Here is a 20,787-nt window from a genome sequence, read left to right on the forward strand (position 1 = left end):
GTATGAAATGTGTTAAATCTATTAAATGTATAAAATATATCAAAATAGTATCTAACATGTAAGGAGACTTTTATGAAACTAACTACCACTCATATGCTATCCTTTGCCTCAGATTATATGGAAGGTGCGCATCCTGCCCTCCTCGAAAAACTCACAGTCACTAATATGGAGCAAAGCGCTGGTTATGGTCTAGATGAATATTCTACTTCTGCCAAAGAGAAAATCAAGAGTGCCTGCAATGTGCCAAATGGTGAAGTCTACTTTCTCGTCGGTGGCACACAAACTAATGCCCTTGTTATTAAGAGCTTACTCTCAAGCTACGAAGGCGTTATTGCAGCTGATACGGGGCATATTAGTACCCACGAAGCTGGTGCCATCGAGCTGGGAGGCCATAAAGTATTAACGCTTCCTCATACGTATGGTAAAATATCAGCCACACAAATCACAAAGCTCATGGAGACTTATTGGAATGATGAAAATCATGATCATATAGTAAAACCTGGTATGGTATATATTTCACAGCCTACAGAGTACGGTACGCTCTACAGCCTCGAGGAATTAACGGCTATCCACAAAGTCTGCGAAAACTATAAACTGCCCCTCTATATTGATGGTGCGCGTCTTGCCTACGCATTAAGCTGCCCTGAGAACGATGTTACACTAGAGGATTTAGGTCGTCTTTGCGATGCCTTTTACATAGGTGGCACAAAATGCGGTGCTCTCTTTGGTGAAGCATTAGTATTTACTAAAGCCAATACTGTGCCTCACTTCTTTACTATTATCAAACAAAATGGTGCCTTACTCGCTAAAGGCCGTCTCTTAGGGCTCCAATTTGATATTTTATTTACCAATAATTTATACGAAACAATCGGGCAACACGGCACAGCTATGGCAAGAAAACTTCGCATAGCATTACAAAATAAAAACTATACCTTAGCCTTTCCATCCCCTACAAATCAGATTTTTGTTACCTTAACGAATGAAGCCTATGACCAACTCACCAAACATTGCGCTGTAAGCTTCTGGGAACGAATCGATGAAAATCATGTTATTATTCGACTTGCCACCAGTTGGGCTACTAACGAAGACGATGTAGATGCGTTGATTGGGTTGTTGTAGAAAAGGTGTCATAAGAGTATATACCCTTATATGATGTAACGCCATAGTTAGGTGATGTAATTCCATAGTTAGGGAATACAGAAAAAGACTGTTATGAGATGATAATTTCATTTCACAACAGTCTTTTTATTTATTAACTATTAAGTTTTAAAATCAGTAATTATCTACACGTTAATTACCTATGTTCTAATTAGCGATTAGTAATTAATGCTTCTAATTTAGCTAAACGTTCGTTTAATGCTGCATTTTCTGCTTTAACAGTGTCTACTTCACTAGCTTTCGCTTTTAATGCATCAATGTCTTGACCTTGTTTTTCTAATTCGGATACTAATTCAGCCTTGCTTAATCCTTCATAAGGAGAGGATTGACCAAAACGTACGGATAATCCTGCATTGTACATATTATCAGAGTTACCTACAGCCGTACCAAAGCTGAACATCAAGTTTTCATTAGGACGATAGAATGCACCTACTGCAGCAGCTTGTTCATTTTTGTAGGAACCAAAACCAGCAGCGAAAGTCAATTTAGAGTCATCGTCAAAATCAAGTGGATGTAAACCAGCTAAGGCAGCTGCACCAGCACCAACTTTGTTTACTTCTTTACCTAAACGATCCACTCTCGTATTTAAACCAGAAATCGCATTGCTTTGGCTATCAAAGCGGTCATTTAAATCAGAAATGGCATTGGTGTTGTTAGTTACACGGCCGTCTAAGTCATTAATGGATTTAGTATTGTCAGATACGCGGTCGCCTAAATCCTTAATTTCTCTGTCATGCTGTTCAATAGTGTCTTTCTGATTATTAACTATTTCTTTAATATTGTTAATCTCAGTAGTATTAGTAGAACCAGAAGTCTTAATATCATTAATTTGGTTTTCTATAGTATCAACACGCCCAGTTAATTCTACTACTTGTCCATCAACTACAGTTAATCGGTTATCTACAGACTTTAATTGAGCAACGTTGACTGCATCGGTATCAGCACTACCAGCTGCTACATGAACGATTTGGCGAGTCTCATCATCATTCCCCACAGAAACTGCACTTAATGAACCTTTTACTGTAGATACAATACTGGCTTTATCATCCTTACTCGCTTTACTAGAGGCATAAACTTCTGTTGTTACAGGTGTAGAAACCTTTTTAGGATGATAAGGAACCAATTCTCCCAATACAGGAGTTTCACTCGTAGTTACTTCAGGTGTTCCCTCAAAAATCAACCCATTACGATTCGCTATAGATTTACTGCCAAGTGCTACACCATCAGCAACTTGATCAGCTATTGAACTTAAACCAATAGCTATAGATTTAGAGTTAGCCTTAGTATCAGTGCCTAACGCGATACTTTGCAAAGCTGTAGTAGCATTAAGCCCAATAGCAATGCCTTCTTTACCAAGCTTAGCACTCGCATTATGTCCAATAACAATACTGTCCATCGTTTGCGCATTTACATTAGTACCAATCCCCACAGAAGATAGACCATGGACCACATCACTGCCAATACCAATTCCATGGTTCGTCGCTCCAATAGCCGCTTGCACGCGATTACCAATGGAAATATTTTCTGGACGTAAGTTATCATACGTTTCATCTTTTCGCCCCGTGTAAACATTGTTCCCAATAGCTATGCCATCATTTTTAGCAACAGCATCATTACCAATCGCAATTGAACCTATTTCTGCTGGATTGGCGGCATCAACTTTTTCTGCGACTACATTATTACCAATTGCAACTGCTCCATCGTGGGCTTTAGCAGTATCACCTAACGTTACAGCTTGCGCCTGCACCGCCGTGGCCACGCTAGCTACCATCAAAGTAGACATTACTAAGGATTTTAACATACGTTTCTTACTTTGTTTCATATTACAACACCTTCATCTAACAACACATCTTTAACACTCTGTCATAGTATGGTTATATCAATATGCCACGCCCCCTAAGATATAGTGGAAAATTATTTAACAGATGATACATCCGCACTACAACTCAACTCAATTTCATTTCATAGCATCATTTTTCAATATTTTTGATATCAATAATATTGCGTCTTTATAAAATAAAATTCATATATGATTCATCATCATATTAATCATAATAAAACTTGTCAAGTATATCATCAATAACTTTTATGATTGATTGAATGTAAAATTCATATTTTTTAATATTTTTAGAAAAATAAACTAAAATTTATCATTATCACTTTAATTTAATTTTAAAATATTTAAAATTAACCATTAAATAAGCTAAACAAATGTTGTTAACACCATAATCCATAGGCATTTTTACGTATTATACATACTAGCACGTTCTCAATAAAAACTATATATGAAAAACTTAACTATGTATAATTTTATTCTTCTTGAAAAATTAAATTATTTTAACAGTACGAAAAATCCTTATATCTCTATAAACTTATATCACAATTATACTATTCTATAAATAAAAAACAGGCTCTATGCGAGCCTGTTTTCTCTACGATTCAACTAACTTATAACTTTTATCAATCATGGTTTTTACCATGTTTAGTGATATATCCTTATGAAGCATAATGGTAATCCAATGTTTCTTATTCATATGATAAGCCGGAAAGAAGGTCTTTTGGTCTATATATTGAGCCACTGACGGAGGATTGATTTTAACATTTAAAACCTCTACTACTTCTTCACCTTTTAAGCCTAAGGAAGTTGCTGGTATATTCATCATAATGGCGTACCATTTTTGTTTCTTAGTAGTTTTAAATGTCAGAAATTTAGGATATTTTTTCCACGGCGATTCAGGAATTGTACCATAAGTATCCATCATATATTGAACAAGCCCTTGCTTTATATCTTTAAAATCAAAGCATTGACCCAGTATATACTGTACTAATTGCTCCACTTCATGACGCACACTCATTACAAAGGGGCCATCGCTGCTAGGAATTTCGAGCAATGTATAAGGCTCTTTAGTACCACTATCTACGACCTTAACGTCTATTTCCGCATCAGTAAAGCTAACTTGAGCCTCAAAGGCTCCCTTCGCTAATAATGTAGTGTAATAAAATACACCTTCATGACAAGTACAGCCAACCCCCTGTGCCTTATGGGCATTTAATTCATAATTGACTAATTGTTCTTTAAACAGCATGGTATCGCCTTCATTTCATCCCAAAAGTTATGACTTCTGCACAAGTGCGCCTTTTCATCAACATAAAGAGTCTAGTTCTTTTATAGATAATGTCTCTTTCTTTAATAGAGAACGTCGCTTTCCTGAACATAGAGCGCAATTTAGAACCTCTATTTATCCAATATAAAGCGTCTATTTCTTCAACATAGAACGCATCATGTGCGTGCCTGCTTCATCCTGCTGTTTCCAAGTAAGCGCTACTACAGTAATTTTATTTTCTTTTATAGCCATTACATCCGTCGGGGTCTCTTCTGGGATAAAAGCAAGTCGCCCACCAATCCAAAAATACGCACGCCCCTTACGATCTTCCCGTTCATCAATAATGTCCACATAATGTTGCATCCCTTGATCGAGTACTTCTACTTGATCCCAGCCAATAGGGCCTTCTTTAGAGAAGTTCATATTTAATAATCCTTTATATTGTTCTTCTACATAGACACGATTAATAAATTCAGCAATAAATGGTGTTATTTCACGGCCTCGCTCTTGACTGTAGCGCTCAACTGATATAGCTAAGGCCGGCACTTTATAAAACATTGCTTCCATGGCTGCACTTACTGTGCCAGAGTATAGGGCGTCAGACCCCAAATTGAATCCATCATTTACACCTGACACAACGAGATCAGGCATGTCATCTTTTAATAAGTGATACAAAGCCAGTTTCATGCAATCTGTCGGTGTTCCTGATACGGCAATGCACTGAGGATTTGCCTCTGGGTCACGGGTTACTTTAAATGTGCGCACTGGGTCCTGTATTGTAATCGAATGTGACTTAGCACTCTGTTCCCGTTCAGGAGCCACAATGGTAACTCGGTGGTGTTTTGCTAATTCCGCCGCCAAATCACGAATTCCTTTAGCGCGAAATCCATCATCGTTAGTTAGTAATATATGCATGGTGTAGTTCCTTTCTGAGATACAAAGAATATTATATGTATGATACATATATATAGAAAAATGGAAAGTATCCTTCCAGATACTTTCCATTATAACCATAGTTGAGTAAACTATCAAATGTTTACTTCTTACTATCCTTGCTTATGTTTCAATTTTATACGTTAGCCTTACACTATGACTTAGCCAGCTTAATATCATTCATGAGACTTATCTTCTTGACCGTCTTTATTGGCCATTTTATCAGTCTTCACATTACCCATGCGAGTCAATTTTACCTCGCCCAAAGCAACCCCACGGGTATGTTCTGTATGAGCCCATACTTTATCATGACGATTTAAATAGCCTAAGAATGTAACTGGCACCCAACTGTACATAAAGATAGGATATACTAAGTAGTAAAGCCAAACTTTTTTAGGTACCTTAATGCTCGCCAATACAATAAGAGGGAATAAATATTGACCAATACCGATAATGGACCAAACCGTAACCGGTAAAATTTGATAAATAATATTCGTATAAATCGGCACATACGCATTAATATAGGTCATAATCAAATAGGCCGTGGATACTAATAAGAAATAGGGTTGACTAATTTGAATTATCCCATCTAAAATGCGAATATTGCCTTGCTTAATCCCTTCCACAAATAGTTTAGGAATATAGCGCTCACCACAGTCAAAATGCCCTTGTGCCCAACGTTTACGTTGACGCCAGGATTGCATAAAGCCCAAGGGCTTTTCATCATATACAATAGCATCATGCGCCCAAGTAGTACGCACACCATGGATTAGTAGCTTCATGGAGAACTCCATGTCTTCAGTTAAACAATTACAATCCCAACCATATTTTTTTATAATATCGGTGCGAATGCACATCCCTGTGCCACCAAGAGCGGTAGACAAACCTACATTGTATTTAGCTAAATGCCACAAATGATTTACCATCCAAAAGGCAATAGCAAATGTACCTGCCACCCAAGTATCAGTTGGATTCTTAGCATTAAGATAGCCTTGGATTACAGGTTCCCCTAACTCTAAGTGATGATTCATTTCAAGTAAAAAGTTCGGATGTACTAAATTGTCCGCATCAAAAATAACGAAAGCATCGTAAGTGCGATCCATCTCATAAATGCGATTAAACATCCATCCCATGGCATAGCCCTTGCCTACTTCCTCATGATTAACTCGCTCATACACTGTTGCTCCGGCCGCTTCTGCCACAGCCTTTGTATTATCAGTACAATTATCAGCAACTACAAAAATATCATAGAGATCATCAGGGTAATCTAAAATTTTTAAATTCTCCACCAACTGACCTACTACCGCTTCTTCATTATGAGCACACACAATAATGGCAAATGAGTTCTTAGGCGTATAATTCTTTTTTTCTTTCCTCCGCCACATTCCCGCTACAGCAAGGACAAAATAGTATAAAGTATAAAATACTATAATAACCTGCAAGGGAATCATGATAAGGTCAAGAATATAATCCATTTACGTCCTTCACCTCTCACTGTCTTACTGTATTAATAATGGTATTACAAATGCCAAATACGGCGTATAAAGCAAAAATCAATACTGGCCAAGAATGCCAATCTACGATGAGCGCTGCCACACCTAACACAGCAGTAATGACTAAAGCTAATGCATTAGTTTTATCAGCGCCTTTGCCTTTAAAATCTGGATGATGCACACGGCTTACCATTAAGTAGCCTACAATGACCATAAAAATCATAAGAGCCCATTCTGGCACGCGAATACCAGAGAGCACATAGGTAGCTGCCATACAGCCTGCTGCCGGAATTGGCAAGCCTAAGAAATAGCCATGTACCTCTTCAGTCATAATATTAAAGCGCGCTAAACGGAAAGCGCCTAATACGGAAAAGGCAAGTAATGGAATATACGCAATCCAACCTACATGCTGCAATTGATACATAAAAATCATGTACGCTGGTGCCACGCCAAAACCGACTACATCGGCTAAGGAGTCTAATTCTCGTCCCATAGGACCAGATACACCAAGGGCTCGTGCCACTCGGCCATCAAAGCCGTCAGCAATGAGTGAAAATAGCACGCATAATGCAGCCCAAGTAAATTCGCCCTGTGCTGCCATAGTAATACCAATCACACCAAACGACAAATTAGCTGCCGTGAACAAATTAGGAAATATAGATTTATCCATTATCGTGAATCCTCCCAACGATAGTTTCTCCGCCTCGCACTTTGTCCCCTTTTTTTACACAGATTTCTACTGATTTAGGAACAAATAACTCTGTGCAAGAACCAAATTTAATCATGCCATACAGTTGGCCCTTCGTTAAGGTATTGCCAAGATCAGTCCACGATATAATACGACGAGCTAATAAACCCGCAATTTGAGTCACTAGTATTTCAATTTTACCATTGTCAATGCCAATGGAATGGCGTTCATTTTCATAACCTACACTTTTCTTATAGGCAGGCAAGAAACCGCCACATGTATATTGTCGGAATGTGATTTTACCTTCCATAGGTGCACGATTTACATGCACATCAAAAACAGAAAGAAAAATCGTTACCTTTTTACATTCTGTATTTAAAAATAAATCTTCATATACTTCGCTCACATCCATGACAGTGCCATCTGCTGGAGATACTAATAAATTAGGATCTGTCGTAATTTTACGGTCAGGATTTCTAAAAAAGAATAAGAAAAAGCAAGCGAGTACAAAAGGAATAATAGCGATGTAAGGTGACACAAAGTAACCTACAATCACTGCTAACAGAAAGGTACCAATAATCAATGGATACCCATCTTTTACGATAATCCCTGTGGGCATTTCGCACCACCTCTCTATTTTTTTGCCTTCTTAACGGCCCACATAAACTTCGGTAGGGCCATCATACGTCCTATACGCTGTGGTTGATTGGCTAAGCGATACAGCCATTCCAATCGATTCCGCTGCATCCAAGCAGGTGCACGTTTTACTGTCCCTGCCATGACGTCAAAAGATCCACCTAAGCCAATGGCAACAACACCACTTAAATGATGCAATTTCTCCGCAATCCATTTTTCTTGCTTAGGTACTCCTAAGGCGACTAATACTAACTTAGCGCCCCCCTCTTCAATGGTCCTGATAATCTGCTCTTCTTCTTGCTCATCAAAAAAGCCGGAGTGAATACCGACTACTTGTAATGAGCCCCAGCGGGCTTCCATATTTTTTACAGCCTGCTCCGCCACACCCGGTGCTGCACCTAAGAAGTAAACGGGCGTGTTATTTTTAGCAGCTTCCCCTAATAAAGCTACTGCTAAATCACAACCTGCCACGCGCTCTGGCACATGCTTACCTAATTGCTCAGCAGCCCATAAAACCCCAGCTCCATCAGGAACCGCAATATCTGCTTTTTTTAAAATGTCGTGCAATTCTTTGTCCTGTTGAGCACGCATAACCATTTCAGCGTTAACCGTGACTACAGTATGTAGCCCCGGCTCAGAATATAAATCCTGTACACGCTGAATTGTTTCATTCATGGTTATAACGTCAACTGGCACATCAAGAATGCTCAATTGATTACGCAATACAAATACACCTCAATAATCAGCCGCTGTAGTTAGGTGCTTCCACAGTGATGCTAACATCATGTGGATGGCTTTCCTTAAGACCAGCAGCAGTAATTTGGATAAACTGAGTATCATTAATCATCTCTTGGATGTTGTGACATCCGCAATACCCCATACTAGCGCGAAGACCACCTACCATTTGGAAGATAGTGTCCGCTAACATGCCTTTATATGGTACCCGACCTTCGATACCTTCTGGCACTAATTTTTTAGCTTCGCTTTGGAAGTAACGGTCTTTACTGCCAAGTTTCATGGCACCTAAGCTGCCCATGCCACGATATACTTTATAGCTACGACCTTGGTAAATTACAGTTTCTCCTGGACTTTCATCTGTACCAGCAAGAATATTCCCCATCATAACTACGCCAGCGCCTGCAGCAATAGCTTTCGCAATGTCGCCAGAGTATTTAATACCACCATCGGCAATAATTGGAATGTTATGACGACGTGCTACTTTAGCGCTTTCATAAACCGCTGTAATCTGAGGAACCCCAATACCAGCGATAACACGAGTCGTACAAATGGAACCAGGTCCAATACCTACTTTAACTGCATCAGCGCCAGCTTCAATTAATGCTTCTGTACCTGCTGCAGTCGCCACATTACCAGCAATAACTGGAAGATGTGGATTCGCTTGTTTCAACTCTTTTAAGGTGCGCAATACACCGGCAGAATGACCATGAGCCGTATCAACAATAATAACGTCAACTTTAGCTGCCACAAGTGCATCCATACGGTCATATAAATCCTTACTTACGCCTACAGCAGCGCCAACTAAGAGACGGCCGCTGCTATCTTTAGCAGAATTAGGATACTTAGTTGCTTTTTCAATATCTTTGATAGTAATTAAGCCTTTTAAATTGCCGTCACTATCTACCAAAGGTAATTTTTCAATGCGATGACGACGCAATAAGTCTTTCGCTTCTTCCAAAGAGGTACCCACTGGTGCTGTAACTAAGTTTTCCTTAGTCATAACTTCACCAATTGGACGTGTAAGGTCATTTTCAAAACGCATATCGCGGTTTGTAATGATACCTACTAATTTGCCATTTACTGTAACAGGTACACCAGAAATAGCATATTTGCGCATTAACTCTTCCGCATCAGCTAATAAATTTTGAGGGCTCAAATAAATTGGATCAACGATGATACCATGTTCTGAACGTTTTACTTTGTCCACTTCATGGGCTTGTTCTTCAATGGACATATTTTTGTGAATAACGCCCATACCCCCTTCACGGGCCATAGCAATAGCCATACGTGACTCGGTTACTGTATCCATACCAGAACTAATCATTGGAATATTGAGCTTAATATCACGGGTTAGGTTAGTAGTTAAATCAACTTCATGCGGCAACACATTAGATGCTGCAGGGACTAATAATACATCATCAAAGGTTAAACCGCGTAACCCAAACTTGTCTTCTCTCATGGTAACTTCCTTTCTCCTTAATTTTCTACATCAGCTTAGACATATCTTATAACATAACGTAAGTCTTACTTTTCAGAACGAAGTACGCCGCCTTCCATAAAGTCGTCTTTTTTCATATCTACGAAAATAACTTTCACAGCTTCAGTAGGTACTTTCATAATATCTACTGTAGCCTTTGTGATTTCTTCACCAAGTTGTTTCTTTTGTTCCTTAGTACGACCTTCTACTAATTCTACATGAATAATTGGCATGAAACTCTACCCTCCGTCTCCTAAACGAATGAAACTCCTATTAACATAGACTTATCTATCTTGTTATTATACCCTTACTAGGCCTATAAAATCAACTAAAAACCTAGAAAAACAATACTTTATCTGCGCATTGAATATAGAAGCAACATTAATGAGAAGCCTAATATTGTAAATTTTCACTAATGTGTGTCACAAAGTGCAAATCTATATAAATTATAAAACATAAATCTATGTAAGCCACGAAATATAAATCTATATAGCCTATGAAATATAAATCTATGTAGCCTATGAAATATAAATCTATGCAAGTTATGAAATATAAATCTATGCAGACTATAAAACAAAAATATCTGCAAATTATAAAATAACCTTAATTGTATATAATCCGTTCAAAGCTTGGACCAAATCGATTGAGCAAATGACGTTTCATAGTATTAGCCCCCACTTTCAATCCAACGCCTAGTAGCCAATCCTTAGCATCTTGTCTAGCCATAACTAATAAATCTATGTCTTTTAAAATATTAGCAATCTTCAAATCTGGCAAACCATGCTGTGCCAATCCAAATAATTGGCCACTGCCTCTAAGCAATAAATCTTGTTCTGCAATGACAAAGCCATCCTGCGTAGAGGTCATAACCTTCAAGCGCTCTTTTGTTTCTTCATTCTTACTATCGCTTATGAGCACACAATAAGACTGTGCCTCGCCACGACCAACGCGGCCACGCAGCTGATGAAGTTGGGATAGGCCAAATCGTTCCGCCCCTTCAATGCACATAATAGTCGCATTTGGCACATTTACCCCTACTTCTATAACAGTTGTAGACACTAATAATTTAATGCGGCCACTGTGAAATTCATTCATAATCTCTTCTTTATCCGCAGCCGGCATGCGTCCATGCACAAGACCTACGCCAAATTCCTTATTATATAAATCATATAATTCAGCATATAAAGCTTCAGCTGCCACTAAGTCTAATTTCTCCGACTCTTCTACTAAAGGACAGACTACATAAACTTGATGGCCTGCACGCATTTCTTTTTCAAAAAATACATGCAGCCGCTCTTTGTAGGTAGAGTCTACAGCATACGTAAGAACTGGTTTACGCCCTGGTGGCAGTTCTTTTATCAAACTCACTTCTAAATCGCCATAAATAGACAAGGTCATAGTCCGTGGTATAGGCGTTGCAGTCATAACAAGAACATGCGGATTTTGTCCTTTTTTCTGCAGTGTCGCCCGTTGTTCTACGCCAAAACGATGCTGCTCATCTATGATAGCTAAAGCTAATTTCTTAAACTGTACTTTCTCCTGAATCAATGCATGAGTGCCGAGTACAATGTCAATACTACCATCGGCAAGACCTTCATATACAGCATTTCGCTCACTTTGCTTCATAGAGCCTGTTAGCAGTGCCATTTTTACAGGTAAGTCAGTCATCAATCCTTGTAGACTTTCATAATGTTGCTGTACCAAAATTTCAGTTGGCGCCATAAGGGCCCCTTGATAGCCGTTTTCAACTACTTTAATTAGGCTAAGGGCTGCCACTACGGTTTTACCAGCCCCTACATCACCTTGAAGCAAACGTCGCATAGGTCGTTCATTTTCCATATCAGTGGTAATATCTAGAACGGCGCGCTGTTGATCGCCTGTCAAAGCAAAAGGTAATTGACCTAAAAATGTTTCAAACAAATGTCCATTAGGCCCCATCTTTACGCCTAAAGCAGACTGTTCTTTAGACCGTAAAAGCAATAACCCCGCCTGCATAACAAACAATTCTTCATAGGCTAGTTGTTTACGCGCTAAACTATGGCGCTCTACATTAGTAGGTAAATGCATTTCTTTAAAAGCTTCATAACGAGGCATAAAAGAATGTTCTTTCACTACATTCGCAGGTAGTATATCGTCCAGTAAGTCATGGGCGTCAAACCAATTAGCCACTGCGTTTCGAACCGTATATTGCGAAATACCTTCGACTAAAGGGTAAACGGGAACAATCCCTCCTTGTGGTTCCTGCTTATCATATAATACCTCTATATGCGGTGTATTCATTTGCAAAGCACCATAACTAAACTCAACTTTGCCATACACATGCAAGCGTTGTCCCATTTTATAAAAATTCTTTTTATAGCCTTGATTAAATAGGACTACCTTTAAGCTCCCCGTGCCATCGGTTAAATAAATCTCCAAAATAGATAAACCGCGACGAGGTTTCTTCTCTTGTACTCGCATCACTTGCCCTGTAGTCGCCCCCACCATACCATCTTTTAATGCCCCAATTAAATATGTAGCGCTTCGATCTTCATAGGCACGAGGGAAATAAGTCAACAAGGATGAAATATTCGTAATTCCTAATTTATTTAATTGCTTTACTCGACTAGGCCCTATCCCCTTAATGGTGAGCAAAGACTCCTCCATGTACATTCCTCCTTGTGTTCTATAAGTAAATGCTATTATACGTTCTAATTAATTATTATCCTGTATACGTTCTAATTAATTATAGCTCTATATACGTTCTAATTAATTACCGTCCTAACTATTCAACTACTACTATATAGTGTATAATTAAATGACGATGTAGTCCACTCTATAGATTCTACATGGTCAAATACTCATATCCACTCGGCACAGGTAAAAAGAAAAATATCTGCTTGCCTTAATATATTCATTTGTGATAGAATACATATGTTATGTTGTAAATTATGCTTGGAGGTGGAAATTATGGCAAACCTTTGCGAAGTATGTGGCAAAACCACTGCAAGCGGCATGAATGTGAGTCATTCTCATATCCGCACAAAAAGGACCTGGAAGCCAAACATCCAGAGAGTACGAGCAATTGTAGACGGCGAAACCAAAAAGGTAAATGTATGCACTCGCTGCCTTCGTTCCGATAAAATTACACGCGCGTAAAAATAAGAAGGTACATGTACTCAAAGAAATATCTCCCACAGAAACTAAGAGCTTATCTCTGAAATTTCTTGTGGGAGATATTTTTTTATTTTAATTCACCTTAAAAAGCCATATATATGGGTGCCCCCATACATTTTGATATAACCATATATTTCGGTGCAACTATATAGTTATAGGGATGTCCTTAGCATGAAAAAATCATTAGATTAATCTCATTGAGACTTCTCCTTTACTGTGATATAATAAAACTACAAAGAGAGCCACCAACGTGTAGCTAGCGTTAGGCTCATCTCTAAAGTTTGTGAAAAGAAATGACCTAACGTGTTAAAGTATTGGTACTACTTTATTTATAACGTTAGGTCGTTTCATTTATACAAATAAATAAATTTTAATTATTTACTAGAAATGATCAGCACTACAAGAGTAGCGAACGCTATCATTAAGGATAGTGATTCATATACTGTCATAGCACCACCTCCTTACGGAGATGAACCTAACTCACGTTGATGGCTCCTATATGTAGTTTAGCATATAATTCAAGTTGAATATATAAACAAAGAAGACGGCTATCCACCTTATTAGAGCATTTATACTCCCCCACTCCTTCTAACCATCTAAGCCGACTCACACTCATATCTCTCCTTTTCCTAAAAATAAAAAATATCTCCTACGAGAAATACCATTCGAACTTGTTTCGAGGTTTTCCGTAGGAGATTTTTTTTATTTTCCACTCTCTCATTATGCACTAGGGTCCCAAATTTTAGGAATATAAAACTCTTTGAATAGTTTTATAGCATATTGATCAGTCAGACCTGCCACATAATCTACAATATCTGTAAGCGACACAATATTATCGTGGCCTACTTCACTGCGTAAGAGCTCTGGATTTTCTATATAATAGCGGAATAAGTATTTTACTACATGCGCTGCACGATTACGATCAGGAATTAAAGTAGGCGCCATGTATACATGTTCAAACATAAAACGCCGGAATATATTCATCACATCCGTTACATCCTGCGACATGCGAATGGAATCTTGGTCCATAGATTCTTTTACCATATCCATAACCATGGACGTAATCATAGCTGATGGAGTTACACCGAGAACAGCTCTCACCTCTTCTGGTAAATCAGATACTTCAAGCATCCCCGCTCTTTGCGCATCATCAAAGTCATGACATAAATAAGCAATTCGATCAGCTAAACGGATAATTTGCCCCTCTAAGGTTTTAGGTATATGAGTCCCTGTATGACCTAAAATACCATCTCGCACTTCTTTTGTTAAATTAAGGCCTTGTCCATTTTTCTCAAGCACTTCTAACATTCTTAGGCTTTGCTCATTATGATTAAAATGCCCCACCATATCACGCAGCGCATATTCTCCTACATGACCAAAGGGTGTATGCCCCACATCATGGCCCATGGCAATAGCCTCTACCAAATCCTCGTTAAGCTGCAAAGCCCTAGCCACAGTACGGCCAATTTGCCCCACTTCTAAGGTATGGGTCATACGAGTCCGATAATGGTCCCCAGGCGCAATATATACCTGAGTCTTATGTTTAAGACGACGGAAGCATTTACTATGAATAATACGGTCTCTATCTCGTTGAAAGGCTGTGCGCAATGGATCTAGTACCTCATCTCTATCGCGCTGTGCCAAGCGGCTTTTCGCCGCTCGCGGTGATAGTATAAGCTCTTCTCGTTCTTCAATAGTTTCCCGCACTCTCATATATAATGCCTCCTCTCCACTTTATTTGGACTCTTGTTGTTTATTCCGGTCAATAATTTGCATCACAAATGATGCTGTTTCTTCAATAGATTTATTTGTCACATCCAGCACTGGACAGTGAACACGGCGCATAACAGCCCGTGCATATTCTAGTTCTTCTTCAATACGGGCAATAGTGGCATAATTAGCTTCTCGGTCTAACCCCATGGTACGCAAACGTTCACAACGAATATTATTTAATTTATACGGATCAATGATAAGGCCTACCACTTTTTTTGCAGGCACTTTAAATAATTCTTCTGGTAGTGGTACTTCTGGTACTAAAGGTAAGTTAGCGGCCTTAATTTTCTTGTACGCCAAGAACATAGAAAGTGGCGTTTTACTTGTTCGAGATACACCAATGATAACTATATCAGCTTTTTCAAAACCAGATGGATTTTTACCATCATCATATTTTACGGCGAATTCAATAGCTTCCACCTTTTTAAAATATTCTTGGTCTAGTTTATGCACCATCCCAGCGGTTAAGCGAGGCTTGGTACTCACTACACTATTCACAGAATCTAGCACAGGCCCCATAATATCCACAGCTTGAACACCCATAACTTTTGCCTGATTATGTAAATATTGGCGCAATGTAGGCGAAACTATTGTATGACAGATAACATTATTATCCTGTGCTGCTTCACGAAGTACATCATCAATTTGAGACTCTTGATTAATATAAGGAATACGCACAATATCTATATCTTCTTGATCAAACTGGCTCGCTGTAGCACGCGCTACAGATTCGGCGGTTTCACCTAAAGAGTCAGAAATTGCAAAAATAATTTTATTGCTCGCCATATGACACCTCATTATGTAACTTAAAATTTAACTAACACAAATTTTCGTAAAAACTGCCCTATAAAATGATTCGCAAGAACACGACAATTAATTAAGGGGAGATAAAGTTTTCTTATTAAGATTATACGCAGAAAATAATATATTATTCAATACTCTACCTTAAGATACTTACTGTTAAATTTCTCTTCTTTGAAACATATTCCTAAACGATTGCCTTTGAGATATTTGATGATGACTACTCTTTTGCAAACGTCAACCGTTATTCTTCCAGAAATATCCCCTTGGTTTTGAAATATTTGTCGATGACTACTCTTTTGCGAACTCTAGCAATAGTTTCGTAATCGTCGTCTTAGAAATACGCCCTAACACTTTATATCGCTTCCGACTGCCTTCTTCCACTTCTTCTAGGACAGGCAAACAATCTACTTCATAGTCCACCATATGTTGCGCCGCTTCTACTACTGTATCATCACTAGTGCAACCTATAATTTTACTAGTCGGCGTCATAATCATAGAAATAGGCATCGCCTTAGGATCATTTTTACCAATGGCCGCACGAAGCAAATCTTTGCGTGATACTAGGCCTACTAAAAAGCCATCTTCACATACTAGCACAGTGCCCACATCTTCTGTAAACATGGTCACAATGGTGTCATATAAATTAGTACTCGGTCCTACCGCTACCGCTTGAGCCATCACATCATGCACTTTGTACTGTTTTATTTCACTAGCCACAGGATTCACTGCCTGATTTCCAACAAAATAGTAGCCCACTTTAGGTCTTGCATCAAGTAGCCCCATCATGGTCAGTACAGTCAAATCGGAGCGTAATGCCGAACGGGTTACATCTAAACGACTGGCAATCATCTTCCCCGTAATCGGTCCTTCATTCTTCACAATAGTAACAATCTGTTCTTGTCGATTAGTTAATTGCAAAGTGTACACCTCCTTCATAAAAAACAGGAGGCCCCAAAGAGCCTCCTGTGTGCTTATTAGTAAATTACCATTCTAATTCATTACCAACAGAACGGCCACGACCAGTTACAGCATCAAGCATCATGCGTTGTTCTAACTGAGCCACCATTTTCTTAGTGGATTTTACTGCGTCTGGATTTACAGAGATGGAGTCAATGCCACTGCGTACTAAGAATTCACAGAATTCAGGATATACGCTTGGTGCCTGACCACAAATAGATACTGTTTTACCATCGCGATGCGCCACTTCAATTAAATGATGAATCGCACGACGGATAGCCAAATTACGTTCATCATAAATATGTTGAACAGTTTCATTATCGCGGTCACAACCTAAGATTAACATAGTTAAATCATTGGACCCAATAGAATAACCATCTACATATTGGTTGAATTGATCTGCCAAAATAATATTGGAAGGAATTTCAGCCATGAGCCAAATTTTGAAGTCTGCACTACGAGCAAGACCATTTTCAGCCATTACACGAGTTACTTCTGCTGCTTCTTTAACTGTACGGCAGAATGGAATCATAACTTGTAAGTTTTTGAAACCATATTCTTCACGCACTTTGCGAATAGCTGCTAATTCTAATTGGAATGCAGGTGCATATTTAGGATCATAGTAACGAGATGCGCCACGCCAGCCAAGAAGAGCACTGGATTCATGTGGTTCATGTTTGTCGCCACCAGTTAAATCGCGGTATTCGCTGGATTTGAAATCACTCAAACGAAGTACTACTTGGCGAGGAGCCAATGCTTGACATACTTTACGCATGCCTTCAGCTAAGGTATCGATAGCAAATTGACTGCGACCAGTTTCAATTAAATGCAATGGATGTTCATGGATGAAGGTAGTCCAGATGAATTCTTCACGCATAAGACCGATGCCATCACATGGAAGAACGCCATATTTTTCAGCAAGATCTGGGTCACCTAAGTTCATGTAAATTTTAGTACCAGTTACAGGAATAAATTCTGTTGCTACTGGCGCTGCTTGAGCCGCTTCCTTCTTAACAGCATCTTCAAGAATACCTTCATATACGATACCATTAGTAGCATCAACAGTAATCATTTGACCTGTTTTAATTTTTAAAGTACCTTCTTCACTGCGGCTCTTAGTACCAACAATACAAGGAATACCAAGTTCGCGGCTTACGATGGACGCATGGCAAGTCATGCCACCCGCATCAGTTACAATAGCTTTTGCCTTCTTCATAGCTGGCACCCAGTCAGGAGCTGTCATTGTAGTAACAAGAATTTCCCCTTCTTTAAAGCTATCAATATCAGCTGGGTCTAAAATCACATGTGCTTTACCAGCTACTTTGCCAGGACTTGCTGGAAGACCTTTTACAATAATTTCACGTGTTGTAGTTGTTGCACCCATAGTTGCCTCCGTTTTTGCTGGTTTTTCTTTACGTGACCACACTGTTTCAGGACGAGCTTGTAAAATCCAGATTTTACCATCTCGTTCATCAACGCCCCATTCCATATCCATGTAGCAACCATAGTGTTTTTCAATGGCTTTAGCATATTTAGCTAATTCTAGTACTTGTTCATCAGTAATAACTTGAGATTTAGCTTGTTCTTCAGGAATTTGAATTTCTACGCAATCCCCTTCAGGTTTACGAACAAGTGCTACGTTTTTATCATTGATCATGCGATCTGTGATTGTCATATTTTGTTTATTTACAGTGAAATTATCAGGAGTTACTGTGCCTTGTACTACATATTCACCAAGGCCCCAAGAGCCTTCAATAAGAATGCTGTCATCATTGCCATCCACTAAGTTAACAGTGAACATAACACCAGCTGCTTTGGAGAATACCATCATTTGAATGGCCGCACTAAGTGCTACCGTCATGTGATCAAAGCCCTGTTTTACACGGTAATAGGTAGCGCGGTCAGTGAAGGTGGATGCATAACATTCTTTAACCTTTTGGATAACTACATCAGCACCGCGAACATTTAAGTATGTATCTTGTTGACCGGCAAAGCTAGCATCTGGTAAATCTTCTGCCGTTGCACTAGAGCGCACTGCAACGAATGGATTAGCTTCACCTACTTTTTTGCCTAATTCTTCATAGGCTTTTTCAATGGCATCAGCTAATTCTTTTGGCATTTCAGCATCAACGATTAGTTTACGAATATTGAAGCAAATTTCGCGAAGTAAAGCAGAGTTTTCTACATCATCTAATTTATCAAGTTCTGCTTTAATTTTTTCTTCTAAGCCAGTTTGTTCCATAAAGAACCGGTATCCATGTGCAGTTGTGGCATAGCCATAAGGTACAGGTACGTTTGTAGAAGAAGTCATTTCCCCAAGAGAAGATGATTTACCACCAACTAAGGCTACATCTTCACGTTTTAATTCATCAAACCATAGTACATATGCATTTTCACGATTCATTATATGAAACCTCCTAAGAAAAGAAACACATCAATTAAGTAAATAGTACAATACATTTAAAATAAAGTCAAATATTTTTGCTACACTATTTATAAATCTTTTGCATTAGCCTAACATCGCCTATGTAAACTACATACTAGGGTAGATAAAAAGAGCCGTCATCTCTAAGGATGACGGCCTTCTTCTTATATAGTGCAACACATTTAGCTTATTGCATAATACAATACAGTAAATATAGCACGTACTTTTTATTTAAATTGTAATTTAATAAACTTGCGTTTACCTACTTGTAACACCATATCTTGTGCTAAGGTTACATTTTCTTCGCTGCATTTTTCCCCGTTAATTTTGAAGGCACCCGCTTTAATAGAGCGACGCGCTTCACTATTGCTAGCAGTCAAACCAGCATCAGTCAATAATTGAGGAATATATACTGGTTCAGTAGGTGCTGCCATTTCATACACAGGAATATCTGTTGGCAACGCATGTTTTTGGAACACTCGAATGAATTGTTCCTGCGCTTCATTAGCAGCTTCTTCACCATGGTATAAACGAACAATAGTATGGGCGAGTTTCATTTTTGTATCTCGTGGATGCGCTGTGCCAGCCTCTAAGGCTTTGCTTAATTCCTCTTGTTCTTCAATGGACATATCTGTCACAAGCATGAAATAACGCATCATAAGTTCATCAGGAATACTCATAGCCTTGCCATACATTTCAGTAGGAGGCTCACTAATACCAATGTAATTGCCTAACGATTTACTCATTTTTTGAACACCATCAAGGCCTTCAAGAATAGGCATAGTAATAATACATTGTGGACGTTGATCAAATTCGCCTTGTAAATGACGACCCACCAATAAGTTAAAGGTTTGGTCCGTACCGCCAAATTCTACATCAGCTTCAAGAGCAACAGAATCATAACCTTGCATTAAAGGATACATAAATTCATGAACCCCAATGGCACGGCCTTCTGTATAACGCTTTTGAAAATCATCCCGTTCAAGCATGCGTGCTACAGTGTATTTACCAGCTAGCTTTAACACATCTTCAAAAGAAAGTTTACTCAACCATTCGCTATTATAACGAACGATAGTCTTAGACTCGTCAAGAACTTTAAAAATCTGTTCTTTATAGGTAGCTGCATTGCGCACTACCGCTGCTTCATCAAGAGGTGGGCGGGTTACACTCTTACCGGAAGGGTCCCCAATACGAGCTGTAAAATCACCAATAACAATAATAATTTGATGGCCCAAATCTTGAAATGTCTTTAATTTGCGAAGCACTACCGTATGCCCTAAATGGATATCTGGTGCTGTAGGGTCAAGACCTAATTTAATTTTTAATGGTGTATTCGTTTCAATAGCCTTGGCTAAATTTTTCTTAAACTCCTCTTCTGGAAGCAAGGTATCTACACCATGCTGGATGAGTCGCATTTGTTCTTCTAATGATTTCATTCGTTTCCT

The 20,787-nt window shown here is 38.8% G+C and carries 18 protein-coding genes; 2 read left to right on the forward strand and 16 right to left on the reverse strand.

All coding sequences use genetic code 11. The annotated features are described in order from the left end of the window. Window positions 1-72: 72 nt before the first annotated feature. Window positions 73-1,119 carry a low specificity L-threonine aldolase gene (locus Q0376_RS09005; RefSeq protein ID WP_298706704.1) on the forward strand — a complete coding sequence of 349 codons (1,047 nt, stop codon included), beginning with the start codon at window positions 73-75 and terminating at the stop codon, window positions 1,117-1,119. A 190-nt stretch (window positions 1,120-1,309) separates the two neighbouring features. Here Q0376_RS09005 and Q0376_RS09010 read toward each other — a convergent pair whose 3' ends face one another. The 10 genes from Q0376_RS09010 to recG form a co-directional block, all read right to left on the reverse strand. After that, window positions 1,310-2,980 carry a YadA C-terminal domain-containing protein gene (locus Q0376_RS09010; RefSeq protein WP_298706706.1) on the reverse strand — a complete coding sequence of 557 codons (1,671 nt, stop codon included), beginning with the start codon at window positions 2,978-2,980 and terminating at the stop codon, window positions 1,310-1,312. 610 nt (window positions 2,981-3,590) lie between these two features. Continuing rightward, window positions 3,591-4,244, reverse strand: a complete 654-nt coding sequence (locus tag Q0376_RS09015) for an MmcQ/YjbR family DNA-binding protein (RefSeq protein ID WP_298706708.1) — start codon at window positions 4,242-4,244, stop codon at window positions 3,591-3,593. Between the two features lie 171 nt (window positions 4,245-4,415). After that, window positions 4,416-5,177, reverse strand: a complete 762-nt coding sequence (surE, locus tag Q0376_RS09020) for a 5'/3'-nucleotidase SurE (protein WP_298706710.1) — start codon at window positions 5,175-5,177, stop codon at window positions 4,416-4,418. 194 nt (window positions 5,178-5,371) lie between these two features. Next, window positions 5,372-6,670 (reverse strand): glycosyltransferase family 2 protein, encoded by a 1,299-nt coding sequence (locus tag Q0376_RS09025; protein ID WP_298706712.1) that lies wholly within the window; start codon window positions 6,668-6,670, stop codon window positions 5,372-5,374. A 16-nt stretch (window positions 6,671-6,686) separates the two neighbouring features. Next, on the reverse strand, window positions 6,687-7,358 hold the full coding sequence (gene pssA, locus Q0376_RS09030; RefSeq protein WP_298706714.1) for a CDP-diacylglycerol--serine O-phosphatidyltransferase: 672 nt from the start codon (window positions 7,356-7,358) through the stop codon (window positions 6,687-6,689). Next, on the reverse strand, window positions 7,351-7,995 hold the full coding sequence (locus tag Q0376_RS09035) for a phosphatidylserine decarboxylase family protein (RefSeq protein ID WP_298706717.1): 645 nt from the start codon (window positions 7,993-7,995) through the stop codon (window positions 7,351-7,353). The genes pssA and Q0376_RS09035 overlap by 8 nt, the downstream gene beginning before the upstream one ends. A 14-nt stretch (window positions 7,996-8,009) precedes the next feature. After that, window positions 8,010-8,735, reverse strand: a complete 726-nt coding sequence (locus tag Q0376_RS09040; protein WP_298706719.1) for a WecB/TagA/CpsF family glycosyltransferase — start codon at window positions 8,733-8,735, stop codon at window positions 8,010-8,012. A gap of 19 nt (window positions 8,736-8,754) precedes the next feature. Further along, window positions 8,755-10,209: an IMP dehydrogenase gene (gene guaB / locus Q0376_RS09045; protein WP_298706722.1), complete on the reverse strand. Its 1,455-nt coding sequence runs from the start codon at window positions 10,207-10,209 to the stop codon at window positions 8,755-8,757. Window positions 10,210-10,274: 65 nt separating this feature from the next. Then, on the reverse strand, window positions 10,275-10,460 hold the full coding sequence (locus Q0376_RS09050; RefSeq protein ID WP_298706724.1) for a 4-oxalocrotonate tautomerase: 186 nt from the start codon (window positions 10,458-10,460) through the stop codon (window positions 10,275-10,277). Window positions 10,461-10,830: 370 nt separating this feature from the next. Beyond that, on the reverse strand, window positions 10,831-12,873 hold the full coding sequence (gene recG, locus Q0376_RS09055; protein ID WP_298706727.1) for an ATP-dependent DNA helicase RecG: 2,043 nt from the start codon (window positions 12,871-12,873) through the stop codon (window positions 10,831-10,833). A gap of 303 nt (window positions 12,874-13,176) precedes the next feature. Between recG and rpmB the strand changes: the two genes are divergently transcribed. Next, window positions 13,177-13,365: a 50S ribosomal protein L28 gene (gene rpmB / locus Q0376_RS09060; RefSeq protein ID WP_006556543.1), complete on the forward strand. Its 189-nt coding sequence runs from the start codon at window positions 13,177-13,179 to the stop codon at window positions 13,363-13,365. A 392-nt stretch (window positions 13,366-13,757) separates the two neighbouring features. On the opposite strand, the gene Q0376_RS09340 is transcribed toward rpmB, so the two are convergent. The 6 genes from Q0376_RS09340 to tyrS form a co-directional block, all read right to left on the reverse strand. Beyond that, a complete protein-coding gene (locus tag Q0376_RS09340; protein WP_363303107.1) occupies window positions 13,758-13,832 on the reverse strand; it encodes a putative holin-like toxin in 75 nt (24 codons plus the stop codon). 271 nt (window positions 13,833-14,103) lie between these two features. Beyond that, window positions 14,104-15,096: a deoxyguanosinetriphosphate triphosphohydrolase gene (locus tag Q0376_RS09065; RefSeq protein WP_298706729.1), complete on the reverse strand. Its 993-nt coding sequence runs from the start codon at window positions 15,094-15,096 to the stop codon at window positions 14,104-14,106. A gap of 21 nt (window positions 15,097-15,117) precedes the next feature. Further along, window positions 15,118-15,942, reverse strand: coding sequence for a pyruvate, water dikinase regulatory protein (locus tag Q0376_RS09070; RefSeq protein ID WP_298706731.1), 825 nt, complete (start codon window positions 15,940-15,942; stop codon window positions 15,118-15,120). Window positions 15,943-16,248: 306 nt separating this feature from the next. Then, window positions 16,249-16,878: a helix-turn-helix transcriptional regulator gene (locus Q0376_RS09075; RefSeq protein WP_298706733.1), complete on the reverse strand. Its 630-nt coding sequence runs from the start codon at window positions 16,876-16,878 to the stop codon at window positions 16,249-16,251. Between the two features lie 64 nt (window positions 16,879-16,942). Next, window positions 16,943-19,321 (reverse strand): phosphoenolpyruvate synthase, encoded by a 2,379-nt coding sequence (ppsA, locus tag Q0376_RS09080; RefSeq protein ID WP_298706735.1) that lies wholly within the window; start codon window positions 19,319-19,321, stop codon window positions 16,943-16,945. Between the two features lie 248 nt (window positions 19,322-19,569). After that, window positions 19,570-20,778 carry a tyrosine--tRNA ligase gene (gene tyrS / locus Q0376_RS09085; protein ID WP_298706736.1) on the reverse strand — a complete coding sequence of 403 codons (1,209 nt, stop codon included), beginning with the start codon at window positions 20,776-20,778 and terminating at the stop codon, window positions 19,570-19,572. Window positions 20,779-20,787: the final 9 nt, after the last annotated feature.

Origin of the sequence: uncultured Veillonella sp. (assembly GCF_937981445.1) — a bacterium.
Taxonomy (GTDB): Bacteria; Bacillota; Negativicutes; order Veillonellales; family Veillonellaceae; genus Veillonella_A.

What these genes read in the sequence shown, in the direction of transcription:
- Q0376_RS09005 (WP_298706704.1), top strand. Translation starts at nt 73, where the DNA reads ATGAAACTAACTACCACTCATATGCTATCCTTTGCCTCAGATTATATG.
- Q0376_RS09010 (WP_298706706.1), bottom strand. Translation starts at nt 2,980, where the DNA reads ATGAAACAAAGTAAGAAACGTATGTTAAAATCCTTAGTAATGTCTACT.
- Q0376_RS09015 (WP_298706708.1), bottom strand. Translation starts at nt 4,244, where the DNA reads ATGCTGTTTAAAGAACAATTAGTCAATTATGAATTAAATGCCCATAAG.
- surE (WP_298706710.1), bottom strand. Translation starts at nt 5,177, where the DNA reads ATGCATATATTACTAACTAACGATGATGGATTTCGCGCTAAAGGAATT.
- Q0376_RS09025 (WP_298706712.1), bottom strand. Translation starts at nt 6,670, where the DNA reads ATGGATTATATTCTTGACCTTATCATGATTCCCTTGCAGGTTATTATA.
- pssA (WP_298706714.1), bottom strand. Translation starts at nt 7,358, where the DNA reads ATGGATAAATCTATATTTCCTAATTTGTTCACGGCAGCTAATTTGTCG.
- Q0376_RS09035 (WP_298706717.1), bottom strand. Translation starts at nt 7,995, where the DNA reads ATGCCCACAGGGATTATCGTAAAAGATGGGTATCCATTGATTATTGGT.
- guaB (WP_298706722.1), bottom strand. Translation starts at nt 10,209, where the DNA reads ATGAGAGAAGACAAGTTTGGGTTACGCGGTTTAACCTTTGATGATGTA.
- Q0376_RS09050 (WP_298706724.1), bottom strand. Translation starts at nt 10,460, where the DNA reads ATGCCAATTATTCATGTAGAATTAGTAGAAGGTCGTACTAAGGAACAA.
- recG (WP_298706727.1), bottom strand. Translation starts at nt 12,873, where the DNA reads ATGGAGGAGTCTTTGCTCACCATTAAGGGGATAGGGCCTAGTCGAGTA.
- rpmB (WP_006556543.1), top strand. Translation starts at nt 13,177, where the DNA reads ATGGCAAACCTTTGCGAAGTATGTGGCAAAACCACTGCAAGCGGCATG.
- Q0376_RS09065 (WP_298706729.1), bottom strand. Translation starts at nt 15,096, where the DNA reads ATGAGAGTGCGGGAAACTATTGAAGAACGAGAAGAGCTTATACTATCA.
- Q0376_RS09070 (WP_298706731.1), bottom strand. Translation starts at nt 15,942, where the DNA reads ATGGCGAGCAATAAAATTATTTTTGCAATTTCTGACTCTTTAGGTGAA.
- ppsA (WP_298706735.1), bottom strand. Translation starts at nt 19,321, where the DNA reads ATGAATCGTGAAAATGCATATGTACTATGGTTTGATGAATTAAAACGT.
- tyrS (WP_298706736.1), bottom strand. Translation starts at nt 20,778, where the DNA reads ATGAAATCATTAGAAGAACAAATGCGACTCATCCAGCATGGTGTAGAT.